We start from the raw sequence: 20,891 nt of genomic DNA, 5'->3' as shown, positions 1-20,891 counted from the left end.
GAGGAAAAGCAGCCATGCTGTGGATTAAAGCGTTTCACATACTTGCCATGACCAGTTGGATGGCGGGTATCTTCTATCTGCCACGTATATTTGTGCATTATGTTGAAGGGCGAGAAGCTGGGCAAGATGTGGCTCGGTTGCAGATAATGGGGCGTAAGCTCTATGGCTTCATGACGATTATGGCGGTGTTTACGCTCGCATTAGGTCTGTGGCTATGGTTAGGCTATGGCTTTACTGGGGGCTGGTTGCACGCCAAATTAACCTTCGTTGCGCTGCTAATTGGTTATCACGTTTGGTGCCGCCAGTATCTGCGAAAAATGCAGCAAGATACCCTGACGCGCAGCGGGCGTTATTTTCGTCTCTTTAACGAGCTACCGCTGCTTATCTTTATTCCAATCTTGATTTTCGTGGTGGTGAAGCCGTTCTAACGGCTTGGCTAGGGCTAGCTGAGTTTGGCGCTTAGCTGCTCGATGCGGGCAGCTAAACGATCAGTGCGCTGGCGTAATTGGTCGATCTGATCCATCACGCCTTCAGCCTCTGGGCGGCTCGGCAGTATACGGGCCTCCTCTTGCACATACTCCTGCACATTCGCATGAAAGCTCTGTTGCAAATGAGTAAAAAAGCCTGCTTGTTGCTTAAGCAGCGAAACCGATTCGTGGGCTGCTAAATCACCGATATGCTCAGCAAGTAAGCTCTCCCAATCGATCTTCAGCTGTGCCAAAGCGCCTTGAAATTGATTCGCGAGGTGCGAGTCACCGACGATATCGATACCATTTCCAAAGAAGTGCTCGCTTTTATCGTCACTCATCATCAGCTGACAAAAACGTGAAGATGCGCCTGATAAGGTCACATCCGCAGAACTAAGCAGCGTTCCCTGCAACTGTACGCCGCCCTCGTAAGGCAGGATGTAAAGGGTTTGGTGCAGATCTGAAAGCTCAACAGCGATGGTTCGCCCAGCGATCGGTGTCAGAATTTTGCGGCTGAGTGGATCGCTCGCCAGTAAATGGTTGACGGCTTCCTCTAGCGGAGTAAGAACGGCAGCGTGCAAAATATCTGACATCAGCGTACCTCGTTATGGCTTGATACCTGTGTGAAGCGCCACAATACCACCGGTCATGTTTTGGTATTTGCAGTTCACAAGGCCAGCATTTTCCATCATGCCCTTGAGGGTTTCTTGGTCTGGATGCATGCGAATTGATTCAGCTAGGTACTGGTAGCTCTCTGAATCCCCAGCAATGACCTGACCCATCTTAGGTAAGATATTGAACGAGTAGAAATCGTAGAGCTTCGTGAGGGCCGGGTTATCGGTTTTTGAAAACTCTAGCACCATCACTTTGCCACCCGGCTTCAAAACACGCGCCATAGAGCGTAATGCAGCGTCTTTGTCGGTTACGTTGCGTAAACCAAACGCAATGGTGATGACATCGAAGGTGTTGTCTGGGAAGGGCAAACACTCAGCGTTAGCTTGCACAAACTCAACATTGCCGGCAACGCCTTTATTCATCAGCTTGTCGCGGCCAACTTTGAGCATGGAATCGTTAATGTCGGCAAGCACGACCTTACCATCTGCCCCGACAATGCGGGAGAAACGCATGGTGAGATCGCCAGTACCGCCAGCGATATCCAGAATACTATGGCCGCGGCGCGCACCGCTTTGTTCGATCGTGAGCTTTTTCCAGAGGCGGTGGATACCACCGGACATCAGGTCGTTCATCAGGTCATACTTACCTGCAACCGAGTGGAATACGTCGGCCACATGGCTGACTTTGTCTTCTACTGGAATCTGGCGATAACCGAAGTCGATGGTACTTTTCTTGCTCTCTTCACTCATTGTCTGCTGCTCGGCCAAACTATTTGTTGGCATTGTACCTAGGGGCGGTGAATTTGTCCTGTATTAGAACTTGCCAATCAGTCCTTCATCACGTGTCGCGTTAGCCGCTTCTAGCTTTGCCAAGTAGCTGGCCCAGTGGCTATCGTGGTTGATGGCTAAGTCATACAAGTATTCCCATATGAACAGGCCGCTATCGTGGCCGTCATCGAAGGTGATTTTCAGCGCATATTGGCCAGCCATCTCAATACTATCGATGCCGACGAACTTCTTTCCGGTTTGCAAAATGCCGTTGCCAATACCATGGCCCCGCACCTCGGCTGAGGGCGAGTGCACGCGCAGGTACTCAGCGGTGAGTTCGTAGGTATGGTCACCATACTGAAGCTCTAAGGTACGTGACTTTTTGTGTAGGTTAATGGAAGAGGGGATCATCAGAAGCGCTCCTGTATAGTGCGCCGGCAAACCCACCTAGGAGGGCTGCCGGCGGAATCAACCAGGCGGTTACAGTATGTAGTGACTCAGGTCTTCATCCTGAGATAGTTCGCCTAGCTGCGTATTTACATACGTAGCATCAATGGAGATGGTTTTGCCTGCTTCGTCAGAAGCTTGGAAAGATAGCTCTTCCATAAGGCGTTCCAGCATCGTGTGTAAGCGGCGTGCACCGATATTTTCAGTCGCTTCGTTGACTTGATAGGCCAGCTCTGCGATGCGTGCGATACCATCTTCAGTAAACTCAATATTAACGCCTTCTGTTTTCATAAGCGCGATATATTGCGTTGTCAGTGACGCTGTTGGCTCAGTTAGGATACGGCGGAAGTCTTCAGGCGTCAGCGCACTTAACTCAACGCGAATAGGAAGACGGCCCTGTAGCTCAGGAATAAGGTCAGAGGGTTTCGCCAAATGGAACGCGCCAGAGGCGATAAACAGGATATGGTCAGTTTTTACCATGCCGTGCTTGGTGTTGACGGTGCAGCCCTCAATTAGCGGTAGCAGGTCGCGCTGTACGCCTTCTCGGGAGACATCAGCACCGCCAGCTTCTGCGCGTTTACAGACTTTATCAATCTCGTCTAAGAACACGATGCCGTTCTGTTCCACCGCTTCAATAGCGCGCTGCTTAACATCATCCTCTTTAATGAGGTTAGCCGCTTCCTCTTCGACCAGTAGCTTGAATGCATCTTTAACATTCATGCGGCGCGTCTCTTTGTTGTTGCCGCCCATGTTCGAAAACATACTCTGCAACTGGTTGGTCATCTCTTCCATGCCAGGCGGAGCCATGATCTCAACACCCACCTTAGGTGGCGCAACGTCGATATCGATCTCTTTATCGTCAAGCTGACCTTCGCGGAGTTTCTTGCGGAAAATTTGGCGTGTAGCGCTATCCGTTTTGCTCTCGCTCGTTGCATCATCGAAGCCCGTTGGGCGAGCTTGTGGCAGTAGCGCATCTAAAATACGCTCTTCCGCTGCATCTTCAGCACGGAAGCGAACTTTCTCGGTCTCTTGCTCGCGTAGCATTTTGATCGCCATATCAACAAGATCGCGAACAATCGTCTCTACATCACGGCCAACATAGCCTACTTCGGTGAACTTGGTTGCTTCAACCTTGATAAAGGGGGCATTCGCCAGCTTTGCTAGGCGGCGGGAAATCTCTGTTTTACCCACCCCTGTTGGGCCGATCATCAAAATATTCTTAGGCGAAACCTCTGCGCGCAGCTCTTCATCAAGCTGCATGCGGCGCCAGCGGTTGCGCAGTGCAATAGCCACGGAGCGCTTTGCGTCTTGTTGGCCGACGATGTAGCGGTCTAGCTCATGGACGATCTCACGGGGAGTCATATTCGACATTCTCAGGCTCCTTAGGCTTTGTTTGGTAGCGTTTCGATAGTGAGGTTGTGGTTGGTGAACACACAGATCTCAGCAGCAATATCGAGGCTCTTGCGCACCACATCTTCAGCACTTAGCTCGGTATTGTTTACCAAGGCTTTCGCTGCGGCGAGCGCGAAGTTGCCGCCCGATCCGATGGCGATCACGCCATCTTCCGGCTCAATCACGTCACCAGAACCGGAGATAAGGTAGGTTTTCTCCTCGTTTGCAACGAGCATCAGGGCTTCAAGGCGGCGTAATACCCGATCACCACGCCATTCACGCGCTAGGTGGATAACCGAGTTCACGATATTGCCTTGGTGCTTATCAAGTTGTTGCTCAAAGAGGTCGCGAAGGGTGATCGCATCGGCGGTAGAGCCGGCGAAACCCGTAATAACATTGTGCTTGGGCAGCACATTGACCTTTTTCGCCGTGCCTTTCATTACCGTATTGCCCAAGGAAACCTGACCATCACCGCCTACGACGACTTGGTCGCCGCGACGCACTGAAACAATCGTTGTCATGTGTAACTAACCTTATTGCGGTTCGAATTAGGTTAGTAGATGGGGGGCGTTTTCACTTTTTCAAGGTGAATGCGGGAGCTCAGTCCAGTTGAATCTTCATCGCGCTGATATTCAGGCGCGCGAGCTTGTCTTGTGCTTTGTTCAGTGCAGAGCGTGATTCAAAAGGCCCTAAACGAACCCGATACCAAACGCCATTTTTGCCATCGGAGCGGCTCGTTTTTACATTGGGTAAGCCAGAAAGCAGCAGCTGAGCACGCATCTTCTCGGCATCGGCAGCGCTGCGAAATGAGCCCGCTTGCAGCAGATAGGTTTTGCTAAGCTTTTCTGTACGTGGCGTAGATTTGTAGGCATCAACCTGCGCTGGCGTGACTTCGCTCTCAGGAAGTAGTTCATAGAAGGTGAACTTCTCCTCTTTCGGCTTCGGCGGGGCAGGAGGGGGTGTTGGCGCCGCTTTGGTTGAACGCTCTACAACCTTGGGTTGTGCGACGACCGTTTTCTCGGTTTTTGGCGTTGCAGTGACAGGCTTTGGTTGGCTCGGCTTTGGCTCAGGCTTGGCTTTAGGTTCCGGCTTTGGAGCGGGGGCTGAGCGTTCTACCTGTGCAGGCTGCGCCGGTGTAGAGTCGACTTTTAGCAACTGATTGAGCAGGAAAACCAGACCGGCGAGCACCAGAAAGGTGGTGATCGCCAGCTTCCATGGCACTTTTTTGGGTGCCGGTTGGGGGGCCTTTGGTGGCTTCGGAGCGGACTTTGCCGGTGCCTTTCGCTGGCGGCGAGATTGTGGCGCATAGTCTTTACGCGAAGCCATAGAGCAGACCTCCTGTGTCTTACATCTGCTCGGGTGCGCTAACACCCAGCAGGCCAAGTCCGTTGGCAAGTACGTGGCGTACAGCAAGTGCCAGCGTCAAGCGCGCATTACGAACATCGGCGTCTTCGACTAGCGTCTTCTCAGAGTTGTAGTAGGTATGGAAGTCTGCCGCTAGGTCTTTCAGGTAGTTAGCGATCTGGTGTGGCTCGCGCGCTGCCGCTGCGTTGCGCACAACCTCCGGGTAGCGGCCTAGGTTCATCACTAGTTGCTTCTCTGAATCCAGTGTGAGGCTACCTAAAGCGGCGATACCTGTTTCCTCATCCCAGCTCCAGTTGTTTTCTGCAAGCTTACGGAAGATCGAGCAGACACGCGCATGAGCGTATTGAATGTAATAAACCGGGTTGTCTGCTGACTCTGAGCGGGCAAGGTCGATATCGAATGTTAGGTGGCTGTCGGATTTGCGAGCAGCGAGGAAGAAACGTGTCGCATCGCGGCCTACTTCATCGATAAGGTCCCGCAGGGTAAGGTAGCTACCCGCACGTTTTGAGATCTTAACTTCTTCACCGCCACGCATGACGGTCACCATCTGGTGCAGCACGTAGTCCGGCCAGCCTTTTGGAATCCCGGTATTGAGTGCTTGCAGGCCTGCTCGTACGCGGGCAATGGTGCCGTGGTGGTCAGCGCCTTGCTCATTGATGACTGTATCGAAACCACGCTGCCATTTATCCAAGTGATAAGCGACATCAGGGACGAAGTAGGTATAACCGCCCTCTTTCTTGCGCATCACGCGGTCTTTGTCATCACCAAAGTCGGTAGTACGCAGCCATAATGCGCCGTCCTCTTCATAAGTGAAGTCGTTTTCGATAAGCGTATTGACGGCAGCTTCCACTTTGCCATCAGCGTAAAGTGAGGACTCTAGGAAGTAGACATCAAAGTCGACACCGAAAGCTTTCAGGTCTAAGTCTTGCTCGTGGCGCAGGTAAGCCACCGCAAAGTGGCGAATCGCGTCTAGATCATCAGCATCTTGAGTGCCGGTAAAGCTCTGGTCTTCTGATGTTACGGTGTCGCCGCGCATGAAGCTATCAGCTAACTCAACGATATACTCACCACGGTAGCCGTCAGCTGGCCAGCTAGGGTCTTCCGGTGTGAGACCCTTGCAGCGAGCTTGCACGGAGAGCGCCAAGTTATTGATCTGCGCACCCGCATCGTTGTAGTAAAACTCACGGGTAACATCCCAACCATTCGCTTCCATCAAGCGGCAAAGGCAATCGCCGACCGCCGCGCCACGGCCATGCCCGATGTGCAGTGGCCCTGTCGGGTTTGCTGACACGAATTCAACCTGTGCTTTTTTACCAGCGCCGCTATCGTTGCGGCCGTACGCGTCAGCTTGTGTCAGGATCGCCTTGATCAAGCTGCTGGTGGATGCGTCGCTGACGAAAAAGTTGATAAAACCTGGACCTGCGATCTCTGTTTTCTCTACGAACTCAGAAGCAGGTAGCGCGTCAACGAGCATTTGTGCGAGCTCGCGCGGGTTGCGTCGAGCCGGTTTTGCCAGAGTCATTGCAATGTTAGATGCGAAATCACCGTGGGACTTATCACGTGTATTTTCAACCATGATTTTCGGTTGCACGTCGGCGCCCAAGGTGCCGTTTTCGATCAGAGCCTGAACGGCGGCGCTGATAATATCTGCGATTTGCTGTTTCATCTGTTGTTAAATACCGGTCGATTCAAGAATGGGTTAAAAGACCGGCTATTATCTCTTGTTGGTCGGGGGATGTTAACCCCCGACCACTGCATCCGAGCATTTTATTGGTGTTTAAATCCGAAAACGGGAGATCAACTGACGCTGCTCTTGGACAATGCTTAAAAGCGTGCTGCTACTCTGAGCGGCACGCTCGGCACCCATTGATGTTTCGGTGGCGACTTCACTGATGCCAACCAGTGTTTGGTTGACTTCGCGAACAGCAGAGTTCTGCTGGGCGGCGGCTTCGGCGATATGAGTATTCATGTCGCGAATGCTGCTAATCGCTTCTTGCATCGTTTCTAGAGCATCACTGGAAGACTGAGCATACTCGACACAGGCTGTCGCTTGGTCGTGGCTATTGCGCATATTATCGGCCACGCTGCGAATGCGGCTTTGCATACTGCTAACCATGTTTTGGATCTCTTCCGTAGAGTTCTGTGTGCGGCTCGCGAGTTGGCGCACCTCATCGGCAACTACCGCGAAGCCACGGCCATGATCTCCGGCACGGGCTGCTTCAATGGCCGCATTGAGGGCCAGTAAATTGGTCTGCTCGGCAATGGTGTTGATCGTCTCCAGAATGGTGTCGATCTTTTTACTATCATTTTCAAGCTCAGTTGAGGCGTGCACGGCACCCTCGATAGCTGAGGATTGCGATGTAATGCTCTCACGGGTTTGCCCCATTTTGCCCACAACATCAAAGCTGAGTGATTCGCAGTTTTGTACTGCTTGCAATGTGGAGTCAGAGTGCTGGGATACATCGCTGACGGTGCTCTCCATCTCGGTTGCCGCCGCTGCGGTTAGCTCAAGCTGGCGGCTTTGCTCCGCCATGGCTGACGTTGTCTCTTGGCTGGTGGAAGCGTTGCTCTCAGCCACTGATGCCAGCTGCTGCGTGTTATTGACGATGCGGTTGAGAATCTCTTGTAGGCTGTTAACAACCAAGTTGAGGCTCTGCGCCAACTGGCCAAACTCATCATTGCGATGATCATCAAAACGCGTGGTCAAGTTACCATCGCGCACCTCTTCAAGGCTCTTCTGAATGGCGCTGAGAGGGCGGCGAATGGTGTTTAGCACAGCAATACCAACAATAACCGCCAATACAATAGCCGCAATACATAAACCGATAATCAACATGCGGCTTGTGTCGATGGTGCTTTTAGCTGACGCACGCGCGGCTTGCGTGTCCGCCAATGTCATCTGTAGGACGCTATCTAGCATCGTTGCTGTCGAGGTGAGATGAGTTTCCGCTTGGTTCAGCGTTGCTTGCAGTTGCTTCTGGGCTTGATCTAGCTTGATGTAGGCGCCCATTAGACCGATCTCTCGATGGATTGAGGCTTGAATGCCAACAATGATGCCTTCTATGCGAGCGCCATCGCTCTCGATCTGTTTGAAGTTGTTGAACTGCTCTGTGAGCAAATCACGGTTCTTCTCAGCAGAACTCACGAGGCGTTCGATATCCCGCGTGCGCTGATACCCGCGTATTGAAAGGCGTAATTTATTCGCTGTACGCATGATTTTACGAATCTCAATCATGGGTAGCTCTGGTGGATCGTTGGATAGATAGCGTTGGCCCCAGTTAGAGAGAGAATCTATCTGCGATTGGAACATCTGGGTCTCGGTGATCACTTCGGCTCGAGTCTTGTTAACCGTTTTATACAGCGCTTGGATGTCAGTAGCTTTCGCTTGGTATGCGCTACCCTCTGCTTGAACCTGCTCAAGCGTCGTAGCTAACTTGCTATCCGCTGGCTGGCCACTCTTAAGTGTTGCTACCTGCTCTTCAAAGGCGGTGTAGTGTCCGTTAAAACTTTCAGCATATTCATCAAACTTATCCAGTGGATTATTCAGCAGTTTGAGCAGTGCTTGGTTTGCTTGATTGATGCGCACGATCTGCTGGTAGCTATCCATAAGTTTAGGTACCGAGTCATCCGTCACGACTCTGAGTTGCTTGTTGATATCTCCAATGCCAACGATACCGCCAATTCCAACGATAAGAATGGTCAAGGTGAGAATAGCGAAGCTTGCCAAGATCTTTTGTGAAATTTTCATTAGCCCAATTCTTCTTTTTGTTTTTGTAATGATTATTAAAGTAGTGTCGGCAGTTAAGTACAAACCTGTACGACTAAATATTAGTAGAGGTCGTACGGATCGACGTCAACTGACCAACGCACTTTGTTTGCTAAAGGATGAGTTTCTAGTGTAGTACAGATGAGTTTGAGTAGGTGTTGCAGTGCAGGGCGCTGCGCGGCGGTGAGTGATACTTGAGCGCGATAAACACCGGCGCGCTTCTCCATGGGAGAGGGGAATGGTCCCGACCACTGGCAGTAGGGCGCGTGCGGTGAAAAGTGGTCTCGGATCGCTTGGAGAAGAGCTATGCTGCGCCCCTGAGTGGATGCTTCGGCACGCAGTAGCGCCATATGCGTAAAGGGAGGTTGGTGGTATTGCTGGCGCAGTAGGAGCTCCTCCTTCGCAAACGCTTCATACCCCTGTGTGGTCAACGTATTTAGAAGCGGGTGGTCTGGCTGATGCGTTTGCAGCACCACGTGGCCTGGGTGGCTTGCGCGCCCTGCTCGTCCTGCAACTTGCATAATCAGCTGCGCGGTGCGCTCCATGCCGTGAAAATCTGTGCTAAACAGGCCGCCATCGGCATCTAGAATTGCAACGAGCGTTACTTTGGGGAAGTGGTGCCCTTTGGCGAGCATCTGAGTGCCAATGAGGATGCATGGCTCGCCTTTAAGCGTCTCGGCAATAATGTTATCCATCGCACCTTTGCGGGCCGTACTGTCGCGGTCAACACGCAAGATAGGCACATCGTTAAAGTGTTGCTTAAGGGTCATCTCTGCGCGTTCCGTGCCGGTGCCCATCGGGCGTAGGTCATCTGCCCCGCAATGGTCGCACTGGCGCGGTATCGGACGCTGGCTGTCACAATGGTGGCAGTGCAGGTGAGGTGGGGATTGGTGCAGAGTCATCCGCGCATCGCAGCGCCGGCACTCGGAAATCCAGCCGCAGCTATGGCACATGAGACTGGGCGCGAAACCACGGCGATTAATAAAGATCAGTGCCTGTGTGCCGCTCTCTAAGTGTTTCTTAATGAGGGCTAACAAATCGCTGGAAAAGCCGTTGGTCAGCGGTTTTTTGCGGATATCTAGCAGTGCGAACGTTGGCGCTTGGGCGTTACCTGCGCGGCTACGCAGTGTCAGGTGGTTAGAACGCTGCTTGTGGCAGTTTGCAAGACTCTCAAGCGCAGGTGTGGCGCTGCCTAAAACCACTGGGATCTGCTCGCCATGGCCGCGTACGATGGCTAGATCTCGAGCTGAGTAGCGAAACCCATCTTGTTGTTTAAAGGATCCGTCATGTTCCTCATCGACGATAATAATGCCGGCCGTTTCAAGCGGCGTGAAGATGGCGGAGCGTGTGCCGATAACAATGGCTGCTTGCCCTGATTTGGCTTTGCTCCAAGCTTCGAAGCGCTGCTTATCGGTAAGGTTGGAGTGCATGACTACAATGTCGCAGCGAAAGCGATGATGGAAGCGCTGCAGCGTTTGTGGCGTGAGGCCTATTTCTGGCACCAGTACGAGTGCTTGGCGGCCAGAGCTCAAACAGTGATGAATGGCTTGTAGATAAACTTCCGTTTTGCCCGAGCCGGTGACACCGTCAAGCAGGTAACTGGTAAATCCTTCGCTCTCGGTGATGCGGTGTAGAGCCGCTTGTTGTTCAGTGTTGAGCGCCAAAGGCGGCTCTTTTAGCAGGTGTTCGGGGTGGTTTGGGGTTGCTGATATTTCGTGCTCTGAAATGGCTCCGCTTGCGGCAAGTTTAGAGAGCAGCGCGGTATTGGCCCCTTCGGCAGTGAGAGCGGCCTTGCTAACACCATGTTCATGAGCGCTAATCAGCTCAAATAGCGCTTTTTGGGCTGAGGCGCGGCTCGAGATTTTTTCAGCCCCCAGAGGCTCTGCGCACCAAACAGTATGTGGCGCAAGGTGGGCGCTATTTCCTTTACGTAAGTAGGTTGGCACGGCATGGAAAAGCGCATCACCTAACGGGTGTTGATAGTAGTCAGCTGCCCATAGTGCTAAGTCGATAATGTAACTTGGTATAACAGGTTTTTCATCCAGCACCGCGATGATGGGTTTCAGTTTATCGCTTGGAATGTCGGTTTTGTCGACAACTTCCAACAATAGGCCAATCAGCTCGCGCCGCCCAAAAGAGACTTTAATTCGCGTTCCGGGTTTGAGCTCGCTGTCTTCAGGTGAGCGTGCTAGGTAGTCGAACGTGCGCCGCAGTGGCGAAGGGATTGCAAGGCGCAGGATGTTCATATCGATATCGGACTGCTCAGTTGTACATGTGATTGGGTATGGCGCCATTGTAGGCCGTCGATGGAAGCCGCGCCAAGCCCTCAGCGGCGCAGGGTATTGACACTTGTTTTGGTGGTTGGGTCGTGTATAATTCGCCGCCTACGATTTTATGCCGGTTTCACGGTATTATTTAAAAATCTTTGTACGGTGCTCAGCATAGATGACTGAGTGGCGGTGCAACGAAAAGCCGAGGTTAATATGCGCGCTGATATCCACCCAAAATATGAAGAAGTAACGATTACTTGTTCTTGCGGTAACACAATGAAAACTAGCTCGACTATGTGCTCTGATATGCACGTAGACGTATGCAGCCAATGCCACCCTTTCTACACTGGTAAGCAGAAAGAAGCGACTTCTGGTGGCCGTATCGACCGCTTCAACAAGCGTTTTGGTGCAATCGGTACTAAGAAAGCGTAATACGCGAACAATTCTGAAAAGGCGCCTTGTTGGCGCCTTTTTTGTTTTTGATCTCGGCGTTGGATGCGGGCCGCACTGTGTTGCTGGTTTGATGAGTGAGTGAGCGGAGTGCGGCGCTTACGCGTTACTTATATCCGAACGGGCAAGGTTTCTAGTTGCTTAAATGTGTTTTTATATCTGCTGGCATTCACAAGCCGGTTTTTTCTAGGCCGTGCCAATATTAATCATTCTTTGTTTAGCGGCGCTTGATTTTACAAAATCGCGGAAAATTTCGTGCGATTTGTTCATTTTTAGTAAACCTTTTTGTCGAAAAAGCGTTTGAAAGGAAAATTGATTCCAATATAAGCGAATGTGAGTGGTTGTTCGCTAAAACCCTTTTCTATATGATTGTTTGTCCGTCTTTTATTATTTAAATTTTGGAAAAGCAACCATGTCTGAAGATCTAAAACAAGCGGCACTGGATTACCACGCGAACCCTCGTCCTGGTAAAATTAGTGTCGAGCTGTCTACATCAGCTGAAACTGCCCGTGATCTTGCTTTGGCGTATAGTCCTGGTGTTGCGGAACCTGTCCGCGAAATCGCTAAGGACCCAGAAAACGCTTATAAGTACACAGCTAAAGGGAACTTGGTGGCAGTGATCTCAAACGGTTCTGCGATCCTTGGTCTGGGTGACTTAGGTCCATTGGCGTCTAAGCCAGTAATGGAAGGTAAGTCTCTACTGTTTAAAAAGTTTGCAGGCATCGACTCTATCGATATCGAGGTAGATGCAGAAAGCCCACAAGCTTTTATCGACACAGTAGCGCGTATTGCTGAGACATTTGGTGGTATCAACCTTGAGGATATCAAGGCACCTGAGTGTTTCGAAATCGAGCGCGCCTTGATCGAACGTTGCAATATTCCTGTATTCCACGACGACCAACACGGCACTGCTATCGTAACAGCTGCTGGTATGATCAATGCGCTGGAATTGGCAGGTAAAAAACTAGAAGACGCTACTATCGTTACCCTAGGTGCAGGTGCTGCAGCTGTCGCATGTATGAAGCTGCTATTGAATATGGGAGCCAAGGTCGAGAATATTTATATGCTTGACCGTAAGGGTGTGATCCACTCTGGCCGTGAAGACCTGACTACCGAGAAAGCAATCTTTGCAACCGAGACAGATAAGCGCACGCTAGATGATGCGGTCGATGGAGCTGACGTATTTGTTGGTCTATCCGGTCCAAATCTTCTGTCTGCAGAGCAATTGAAGAAAATGGCAGACAACCCTGTTGTGTTTGCCTGCGCTAACCCTGATCCAGAGATTCGTCCAGAAGTTGCGCATGAAGCGCGCTCTGACGTGATCATCGGTACAGGCCGTTCCGACTTCCCGAACCAAGTTAACAATGTATTGGGCTTCCCATTCATCTTCCGTGGTGCGTTAGATGTTCGTGCATCTGCCATTAACGAAGAGATGAAAGCGGCAGCTGTCCGTGCGCTGGCTGACTTGGCAAAAGAACCAGTGACTCAAGAAGTGCTTGATGCTTACGGTCTTGAATCGCTGGAGTTTGGTCGCGAATACATCATTCCTAAGCCAACAGATTCGCGCTTATACAGTGCGCTATCTATGGCAGTTGCCCAGGCTGCGATTGATACGGGCGTTGCTCGTGATCCGCTGCCAGCTCACTATCCGTTGACAACTTTGGCGGATGAGAAGCGTTAACTAAGGTTAGGAAGATGATCTAAAAAGCCCAGCTTATGCTGGGCTTTTTTGTGTCTGCGAAAAGCAGGATTTGCTCTTCGGGAAGAGCTAGTAATCGCCGCTTGCCATTAGGCGTTAAGGCAAGCGGCCTTAGTGTGATGCTAAAAGATATCTTCAGCTGATTGGCCAGGTGGTGCGCCGGTTGCACTATAGCCTTGGCGTGGCAGCTGCTCAGCTTTGAAGTATTCAAAGATCGTATTGCCTTGCCCGGGTTGGGCGCGTAAGCCCGTTTGCGCATCGATGCGGGCTTGTACAATGCCGGCAGGGACAGGGAGTGGTGACTCTGGTGTATCGGCTAATGCTGTGCGCATAAAGTCGATCCAGATCGGCAAGGCTGCCGTGCCACCGTACTCGCGGCGGCCTAGCGGCGCGGGTTGGTCATAGCCGACCCATGCGGTTGCGACAATGTTGGCGTTATAGCCCGAGAACCATGCATCCTTCTGCTCGTTGGTTGTCCCTGTCTTACCGGCCAAGTCGTTACGCTTGAGCGCGCGAGCGCGTGTTGCGGTGCCTTTGCGGATAACGTCTTGCAGCATACTGTAAAGGAGGTAATTAGCGCGTTTGTCCATGATGCGAGGTGCTGGATGATCACACTCACTACAAACCATGGGGGCGCTGTTCTCGAAAACGATATTACCGTCTTGGTCCTCGATACGATCAATGAAGAAGGGCGCAACGCGATAACCGCCGTTGGCTAACGCAGCATAGCCGGTGGCTAGCTCCATCGGGGTAACGTCCGCACTGCCTAGCGATAAGCTTAGATTGGAAGGAAGTGTGTCCTTGTTGAAGCCAAACCGTGCGAGGTAATCAATTCCTTTACTGATTCCTAGTGAGCGCAAAACACGAATTGAGACAAGGTTGCGTGATTTGTATAGCCCAACCCGCAAGCGCGTTGGTCCAGCAAACTTGCGGTTTGAGTTTTCTGGTCGCCAGCCTTCATCTAATGAGTCGTTCTGTACTATCGGAGCGTCATTGACGATCGTTGCAGGTGTAAAGCCGTTTTCGAGTGCAGCTGCGTAGATGAAAGGCTTAAAGTTGGATCCCGGTTGGCGCAGTGCCTGAGTTGCGCGGTTGAATTTGTTGTGCGTGAAGCTAAAGCCGCCCGCCAATGACTCAACGGCACCTGTCTGAGGGTTAAGCGCGACCAGCGCGCCCTGTACCTTAGGTACTTGGCTGAGCTCCCAGTGTTCGCCCGTATTAAAAATACGAACTAAATCGCCCACTTTAGCGATATCTGATGCTTTTTTGGGCGCAGCGCCTGTGTAGTTGACCGTTTTGAAAGGTTTTGCCCATGCTAGCCCCTCCCAGTCAATGGTGATTTCCGAACCGTCTTTACGCAGCACTATTAAGCTTTTTTCGTCGACAGCGATAACTAAAGCAGGCTCTACCTGTGCGAAGGCGGTTTCATCTTTCAGTAGTTGTAGCTTCTCAGTCAGGCTGAGTTGGCTAATGTCGAACTGTTTTTCAGGGCCTCGGTAACCGTGGCGTTTAACATAGCTGAGCAGACCGTTGCGTAACGCGGTATTTGCTGCCTCTTGCATGCGGCTATCGACTGTCGTGTGGACGGTAAAGCCGTCGCTGTATAGCTCCTCACCGTAATGCTCGAAGAGCTCGCCTCGTACCATCTCCGCAATATAGGGTGCGTATAGTTCGATATCCGTTGTGTGGTACTTAGCTGTGACAGGCGTGTTGACTGCGCTTTCATACTCGGATGATGAGATGAAGTTTAAGCTCTGCATACGGCCTAAGATCCAGTTACGACGTTCCAGCGCGCGTGTCGGGTTGGTAATTGGGTTGTAGGCAGAGGGTGCTTTAGGCAATCCGGCGATCATTGCGAGCTGGGCAATGCTGAGCTCGTCAATGTTTTTGCCATAGTAGGTGTTTGCAGCAGCTTGGATGCCATACGAGCGGTGACCAAGATAGATTTTGTTGACGTATAGCTCCATGATCTCCTCTTTTGATAATGACTGTTCTATCTTAAGAGAGAGAAGGATTTCGCTGAACTTACGCTCAAACGTACGCTCGCGTGTTAGAAAGAAATTTTTCGCGACCTGCATCGTGATGGTTGAGCCGCCACTTTTAATCTGGCCGCTTGAAGCCAGCTGCACTGCTGCGCGCGCTAAACCAATGACATCAATACCGAAGTGCTCAAAGAAACGACTATCTTCAGCGGCTCTTAGGGCATAAACAAAGTTTGGTGGTATCTCTTCAAAGTTGACGGGGATGCGCTTTTTCTCTCCAAACTCTGCGATGAGCTTGCCATCACTAGAGAGCACCTTCAGAGGTGTTTGGAACTTAACATCCTTTAGTGTCTCGACATCCGGTAGTTTCGGCGAAAAATGGTAATACAGGCCAACGCCCAACGCGGCAGCGCCGATAATACCGATAAACGCGAGTGCTATCCCAAGCCGGAGAAAAATCTTTAGTGCGCGCATTGTGTCTTGATTTACCTCAAATTTAAGAGAAAACGCATTATATAGGGCGAAATATACTCCTATCTAGTTGAATTAGAGTTTAACTTTTATCGTTTTATGGCTAAAGTTGATCTATAGAAGGTAAATCCATATCTTTTAAGGAAAAAATAGTGATCAGTTTGTTCGGGAAGAAGTCGGCTAGCTGGGTTGGAGTGGATATCGGTTCATCATCGGTAAAACTCGTCGTACTCTCTAGGCATGGAAGCAAGGTCGGGCTGGATGCATACGCGGTTGTGTCTTTGCCGCCAACAGCGATCATTGATGGAAATATTCAGGAAGTGCAGCCTGTTGCGGATGCCATAGAGCGTGGCGCTAAACTATGCGCGCTCAAAAATGGCGTGGCAGTCACAGCGGTGCCCTCATCCGCGGTTATTATCAAGCGCATTGAACTTAGCAGCTCGTTTACCGAACTTGAGCTGGAAGAGCAGGTGCGCGTAGAAGCTGATCAATTTATTCCTTACCCTCTTGATGAAGTTGCACTCGACTTCGAAGTTGTCGGGGCATCCCCTTCCCACCCTGAATTAAATGAAATTCTCTTGGTCGCCTGTCGCCGTGATGATGTTGATCAACGCGAAGATACGATTGCGGCCGGCGGGCTAAAGTGTGAAGTGGTTGATGTAGATACCTATGCGATAGAGCGCAGCTACCCCATGCTGCTCAGCGAAGATCCCGGCGTGGAAGATATGGTCGCAATCGTCGATATAGGCGCATCTACGCTGACGCTAAACGTAATCCGAGATCACAAAGTTATCTATAACCGTGAACAGTCTTTTGGCGGTAACGACTTAACGACGAGTATTCATCATCAATACGGTATGTCGGTTGATGAGGTGCAGCAAGCATTACGCTTGGGCGAACTTGGCGAAGAGATACGAGATGCCATCGTTATGCCGTTCCGCTACACCGTTGCGCAGCAGGTCTCACGCGCCTTGCAGTTCTTCTACTCATCAGGTGTGCAGCATCAGCTCACGAAGATATATGTCTGTGGCGGGACTGCAGCAATTGATGGGCTTGTCGATATATTAACTGAGGAATTAGATGTTCCTGTGTTTTTGGCAGATCCGTTCTCGAAGATGGAACTTAATAGCAAGATCAATCGTGGTCGCTTAATGAAAGACGCCCCTGCACTTATTAAGGCATGCGGTTTGGCTCTTCGATCATTCGATCAGTAGGAACAGTGAGATATGGCGAAGATTAACCTAAGACCTTGGCGTGAAGAGCGCGCGGCAGCAAAACAAAAAGAGTTTGTGACCAATGTTGCTGCTTCAGCATTGTTTGGTTTAGCCCTAGTCCTCTTGGTTGGCTACTACTACGACGTTCAGTTTGACCGCCAAGTGGCGCGGAATGATTACCTCAAATCAGAAATTGCAAAGCTCGATCTCAAAATCGAGGAGATTGAAGACCTTAAGAAGCAACGTGAGCGTCTTCTGGAGCGTTTGAACGCGATTCAAGAACTACAGGGCAACAGGCCTATTATTGTACGAAACTTCGACGAGCTAGTTCGTGTGCTACCTGATGGTCTTCATTATGTCTCTCTGGAGCGTAGTGAGAATGGTTTTGATGATGCAGGCCAAGCTAGTAGTGAAGATGCGATAAAGATCAGTGGATTAGTGCATCAAAATGAAGATGTATCAGAACTGATGCGTAATCTTAATGATTCGATTTGGTTTGGCGAACCTGACCTTTCAGTGGTTGAGCGCTTAGACGAGAAAAACTCGAAGGTGGTTGTAGAGCACCAAGGTCAAAACATGTTCAATCTCGTTGTTGACTTAGCGAAGCCAAAAGCAGAGGAGGCGGAGTAAACGAATATGGATGCCTTCAAAAAAGCGTTTCAAGGGTTTGATCCTAACAACCTTGACCTAAATACCGCTGGTAACTGGCCTATCGGTGTTAAGGTTATCTTCTATCTCATCGTGCTTGGCCTAGTCTCATGGGGCGGTGTGCATTTTTACGTTCAGGATAAACACGATCGTCTTGAACGGGAGATCAGCCGTGAGTCGGAGCTGCGTAAAGAGTTCGAATCCAAATCCTTTCAGGTGGCGAACCTTTCTGCTCTACGTAAGCAAATGGAAGACGTTGAGGACAAGTTCTCTGAACTGCTGCGCCAACTCCCAACTGCGAAAGAGGTGCCGGGTCTGCTAGAAGACATCACAGATATCGGCCGAGCAGCGGGTCTAGAAATTAAGAGAATTGCCCTTGAACCTGAGAAAAAAGAGCAATTCTACATCGAGTTACCGATCAATATAGAAGTACAAGGAACCTACCATCAGATGGGGCAGTTTGTTAGTGGTGTGGCAGCGATTAAACGAATCGTGACACTACATAACTACAAAATTGTTGCTGATGAGGCCGGTGTACTGCAGCTGAAAATTGATGCTAAGACATATCGTTATGATGACTCAGAATAAAGTGAAGTTTCTAACCGCCAAAGGGAAGCTGATATGCTTGGCGGCCTCCGTCGCTTTGTTATCCGGCTGTATATGGGTTGAAGACAAAAATGACCTCGTGCGTTTTGTCAGTGATGTACAGGCGCGGCCGAAAGGCAAGATAGAGCCTCTGCCCACGTTTAAACCTTATCTCAGCTTTGTGTATGAAGGCGCTAGTCTGCGTGACCCATTCGTACCTCTTGTCAGAGTGGAGCTGGGCGACATGGAGATGGAGATGGATGATGGCGTCGAACTTGAGCCTGATCAAAATCGACCACGGAGCTATCTCGAGCAGTTTTCGCTCGATGACTTAGAGATGGTTGGTACTGTTGGTAAGACCGAAGCTGAAGTTACTTGGGGCCTTGTTCGGGATCAAAACGGCGAGATTCATCGGGTTTCGGTGGGTGATCATATGGGGCTTGATTTTGGTAAGGTAATCGCCGTTTTAGATGAGCGGTTAGATGTACTTGAAATTATATCTGACGGCCGAGGCGGATGGATGCACCGCCCACGTGTTGTTGAGCTAGTAGGACAAGAGTAATAAGGAACCAGAATGACTACCAATAAATGTTTGCTGAGCGTCTCAGCTAGGGAACTGAAGCGTGTATTACTGGTTTGCTTGTTGCTTTGCTCCACGGGCATCGCCTCGCTAGCTAATGCTGCTAATACACTATTAAAAGATACGGCTTTCGTAAAACTACCCGGTAATAAGCTGGAAGTTCGGCTTGACTTCGATCACGCACCGGGCGACCCGCGCGTGTACGCAATCGACAGCCCTCCAAGGCTGGTACTCGACTTCTTCGGAGTCGAAAACGACATTGGTAGCAAATCGGTGGCAATCAAAAATGATTACATCGATACACTCAATTTTGCACAAAGTGCAGATCGACTTCGGGTGGTCGCAAACCTATTCCTAGCGACACCTTATGAGACGTATGCGCAGGACAACAGCTTGTTTATCGTGTTTGGCGGTGGAGAGTCGGTTGCTAGTAAAAACGCTTCGGCCCCTGTGCAACCTCAGCCCGTCGCAGAAGCGAAACCTGCGGTCAGTGCACCTGTAACGAAGGTAGCAAAAGCACCGGCGTTAGCTAAGGCTCAGACGGTCAAGCAGGCCTATGATGACAATACACGCGTTAAAGGTATCGACTTCGAGCGCGTTGCTGGTGGTATCGGACGTGTGACGATTGCTTTGTCTGATGATAAGGCTGGCATTGATATTGAAGAAGAGGGCAACAATGTTGCGGTGACTTTGACAAGCGCATTGCTGTCTCCAGGTCTGCAGCAGCGAGTTAATGTCCAAGACTTCGCGACACCGGTGATGTTTATCGATTCGGTGAGCCAAGGTGGTAATACAACCATCTTGATCAAACCAGAAGCGACACCTTACGACTACATGGCATACCAAACGGGTTCTCAGCTCGTTCTAGACTTCAAACATTTGACTCGCTCAGAAGAGGATGAGGAAGCCGAAAACGAGTTTCCTTACAAAGGTGAGAAGATCGACCTTAACTTCCAAAATGTTAGCGTGCGTTCAGTGCTGCAGATCCTTGCGGAAGTGGCGCAGTTGAATTTGGTTGTGGACGATGAAGTCACTGGACAGATCACGTTACGCCTTAAACATGTACCTTGGGATCAGGCCTTGGATATCGTGCTGAAAACACGTGGCTTAGATAAGCGCCAAGTGGGTAATGTTTTGCTGGTGGCGCCTGCTGAGCAAATTGCCGAACGTGAGCGTATTGAGCTAGCAAGCCAGCAGTCGGAAAAAGAGCTATCTCCGCTGCGTACAGACTTTATTCAAGTTGATTTCCGTAAAGCATCAGAAATGAAGTCACGTATTGAAGCAGCGCAGCTTATTTCAGAGCGCGGCCTTATTATCGCTGATAACGAAACGAATATTCTGATGGTTCGAGAAACGGCGGCGCAACTCGAACAGATTCGCAAGACCATCAAAAAGTTTGATGCCGAAGTTGAGCAGATCATGGTAGAAGCTCGCCTGGTTACAGCGTCTACCGACTTTACTAAGGAGCTAGGTGTTCGTTGGGGTTTTGGTTTGCAGTCAGATCGTTGGGTAGCTGGTGGTGGCGGTAGCTCATCTCCTTACTACGCAGAAGACTTCCCAGCCATCGGTGTAAATACGCCGCTTAACGTTGATCTGGGTGTGAAGGAAGCCACGTCGACTTTCCGCATTGGTTATGCGTCGAGTGATTTCTTGATATCTGCGGAGCTATCTGCCCTTCAGAACGAAGGCAGTGCAGAGGTGGTATCCCAACCAAAAGTGATTACCACGAATGGTAAAGCGGCACGTATCGAATCCGGTACAGAACTGCCATACCAAACGGTCGAAAACGGTGAAGTGAAAATTGAGTTCAAAGAGGTTGTATTGCGCCTAGATGTTATTCCGCAAATCAATCCAGGTGATCGAATCGCGCTAGACCTTAAGATTACTCAGGACTCTGTTGGCCAAGCATTGGATAGTGGCGAATTTGCGATTGATACGAATGAGCTTGTGACTTCAGTCGTCGTGAAGGACGGTGATACAATCGTCCTCGGTGGGGTATATAAAAACAAGCAAGTTGACGGTACGCTCAAGACGCCGGTGCTAGGTGATTTGCCGGGGATCGGCCGTCTGTTCCGTAAAGAGACTAAAATCGATGAAAAAGTCGAACTCTTGATCTTTATTACGCCAAAGATTATCCGTGAGTCGCTGTCAGCTAGTCGTTAATTGAGGCACG

The 20,891-nt window shown here is 50.6% G+C and carries 18 protein-coding genes; 8 read left to right on the top strand and 10 right to left on the bottom strand.

Annotation, left to right across the window (positions count from 1 at the left end; genetic code table 11):
* Positions 1–14: 14 nt before the first annotated feature.
* Complete coding sequence (locus EOE65_RS05705; RefSeq protein ID WP_127693334.1) at positions 15–428, top strand: CopD family protein; 414 nt, start codon at positions 15–17, stop codon at positions 426–428.
* 14 nt (positions 429–442) lie between these two features.
* Here the strand turns inward: EOE65_RS05705 and EOE65_RS05700 are convergent, their stop codons facing one another.
* The 9 genes from EOE65_RS05700 to EOE65_RS05660 all read right to left on the bottom strand — a co-directional run bounded on the left by EOE65_RS05700 (position 443) and on the right by EOE65_RS05660 (position 11,113).
* Positions 443–1,060, bottom strand: a complete 618-nt coding sequence (locus EOE65_RS05700) for a ubiquinone biosynthesis accessory factor UbiJ (protein WP_127693333.1) — start codon at positions 1,058–1,060, stop codon at positions 443–445.
* A gap of 12 nt (positions 1,061–1,072) precedes the next feature.
* A complete protein-coding gene (ubiE, locus tag EOE65_RS05695) occupies positions 1,073–1,831 on the bottom strand; it encodes a bifunctional demethylmenaquinone methyltransferase/2-methoxy-6-polyprenyl-1,4-benzoquinol methylase UbiE (protein ID WP_127693332.1) in 759 nt (252 codons plus the stop codon).
* Between the two features lie 63 nt (positions 1,832–1,894).
* Positions 1,895–2,260, bottom strand: coding sequence for a gamma-butyrobetaine hydroxylase family protein (locus tag EOE65_RS05690; RefSeq protein WP_206052625.1), 366 nt, complete (start codon positions 2,258–2,260; stop codon positions 1,895–1,897).
* A 69-nt stretch (positions 2,261–2,329) separates the two neighbouring features.
* A complete protein-coding gene (gene hslU / locus EOE65_RS05685) occupies positions 2,330–3,667 on the bottom strand; it encodes an ATP-dependent protease ATPase subunit HslU (RefSeq protein WP_127693331.1) in 1,338 nt (445 codons plus the stop codon).
* Between the two features lie 11 nt (positions 3,668–3,678).
* Positions 3,679–4,209, bottom strand: coding sequence for an ATP-dependent protease subunit HslV (hslV, locus tag EOE65_RS05680; RefSeq protein ID WP_127693330.1), 531 nt, complete (start codon positions 4,207–4,209; stop codon positions 3,679–3,681).
* Positions 4,210–4,288: 79 nt separating this feature from the next.
* On the bottom strand, positions 4,289–5,014 hold the full coding sequence (locus EOE65_RS05675) for an SPOR domain-containing protein (RefSeq protein WP_127693329.1): 726 nt from the start codon (positions 5,012–5,014) through the stop codon (positions 4,289–4,291).
* A gap of 19 nt (positions 5,015–5,033) precedes the next feature.
* The gene (argS, locus tag EOE65_RS05670) at positions 5,034–6,719 is read right to left on the bottom strand and encodes an arginine--tRNA ligase (protein WP_127693328.1); all 1,686 of its coding nucleotides are present in this window, start codon (positions 6,717–6,719) and stop codon (positions 5,034–5,036) included.
* Between the two features lie 111 nt (positions 6,720–6,830).
* Positions 6,831–8,801, bottom strand: a complete 1,971-nt coding sequence (locus tag EOE65_RS05665; protein ID WP_127693327.1) for a methyl-accepting chemotaxis protein — start codon at positions 8,799–8,801, stop codon at positions 6,831–6,833.
* Positions 8,802–8,881: 80 nt separating this feature from the next.
* Complete coding sequence (locus tag EOE65_RS05660) at positions 8,882–11,113, bottom strand: primosomal protein N' (RefSeq protein WP_240656922.1); 2,232 nt, start codon at positions 11,111–11,113, stop codon at positions 8,882–8,884.
* Positions 11,114–11,302: 189 nt separating this feature from the next.
* On the opposite strand from EOE65_RS05660, the gene rpmE reads away from it, so the two are divergent.
* Both rpmE and EOE65_RS05650 read left to right on the top strand, forming a co-directional pair.
* Positions 11,303–11,521 carry a 50S ribosomal protein L31 gene (gene rpmE / locus EOE65_RS05655; protein ID WP_127693687.1) on the top strand — a complete coding sequence of 73 codons (219 nt, stop codon included), beginning with the start codon at positions 11,303–11,305 and terminating at the stop codon, positions 11,519–11,521.
* A gap of 430 nt (positions 11,522–11,951) precedes the next feature.
* Entirely contained in the window at positions 11,952–13,220 is a 1,269-nt protein-coding gene (locus tag EOE65_RS05650; RefSeq protein ID WP_127693326.1) for a malic enzyme-like NAD(P)-binding protein, read from the top strand.
* A 140-nt stretch (positions 13,221–13,360) separates the two neighbouring features.
* Here EOE65_RS05650 and EOE65_RS05645 read toward each other — a convergent pair whose 3' ends face one another.
* The gene (locus EOE65_RS05645) at positions 13,361–15,694 is read right to left on the bottom strand and encodes a penicillin-binding protein 1A (RefSeq protein ID WP_127693325.1); all 2,334 of its coding nucleotides are present in this window, start codon (positions 15,692–15,694) and stop codon (positions 13,361–13,363) included.
* Positions 15,695–15,843: 149 nt separating this feature from the next.
* Between EOE65_RS05645 and pilM the strand changes: the two genes are divergently transcribed.
* The 5 genes from pilM to EOE65_RS05620 are packed head-to-tail and all read left to right on the top strand — an operon-like array spanning position 15,844 to position 20,881.
* Positions 15,844–16,905 carry a type IV pilus assembly protein PilM gene (pilM, locus tag EOE65_RS05640; RefSeq protein ID WP_127693324.1) on the top strand — a complete coding sequence of 354 codons (1,062 nt, stop codon included), beginning with the start codon at positions 15,844–15,846 and terminating at the stop codon, positions 16,903–16,905.
* 12 nt (positions 16,906–16,917) lie between these two features.
* On the top strand, positions 16,918–17,535 hold the full coding sequence (locus tag EOE65_RS05635; protein ID WP_127693323.1) for a PilN domain-containing protein: 618 nt from the start codon (positions 16,918–16,920) through the stop codon (positions 17,533–17,535).
* 6 nt (positions 17,536–17,541) lie between these two features.
* Positions 17,542–18,141: a type IV pilus inner membrane component PilO gene (locus EOE65_RS05630; RefSeq protein WP_127693322.1), complete on the top strand. Its 600-nt coding sequence runs from the start codon at positions 17,542–17,544 to the stop codon at positions 18,139–18,141.
* On the top strand, positions 18,125–18,700 hold the full coding sequence (locus tag EOE65_RS05625; protein WP_127693321.1) for a pilus assembly protein PilP: 576 nt from the start codon (positions 18,125–18,127) through the stop codon (positions 18,698–18,700). Before EOE65_RS05630 ends, EOE65_RS05625 begins: the two co-directional genes overlap by 17 nt.
* 12 nt (positions 18,701–18,712) lie before the next feature.
* Positions 18,713–20,881 carry a type IV pilus secretin PilQ gene (locus EOE65_RS05620; RefSeq protein WP_127693320.1) on the top strand — a complete coding sequence of 723 codons (2,169 nt, stop codon included), beginning with the start codon at positions 18,713–18,715 and terminating at the stop codon, positions 20,879–20,881.
* Positions 20,882–20,891: the final 10 nt, after the last annotated feature.

The sequence above is a fragment of the Neptunomonas marina genome (genome assembly GCF_004005935.1).
Lineage (GTDB): Bacteria > Pseudomonadota > Gammaproteobacteria > Pseudomonadales > Balneatricaceae > Neptunomonas > Neptunomonas marina.
This window is presented reverse-complemented; position numbering and strand designations above follow the sequence as displayed.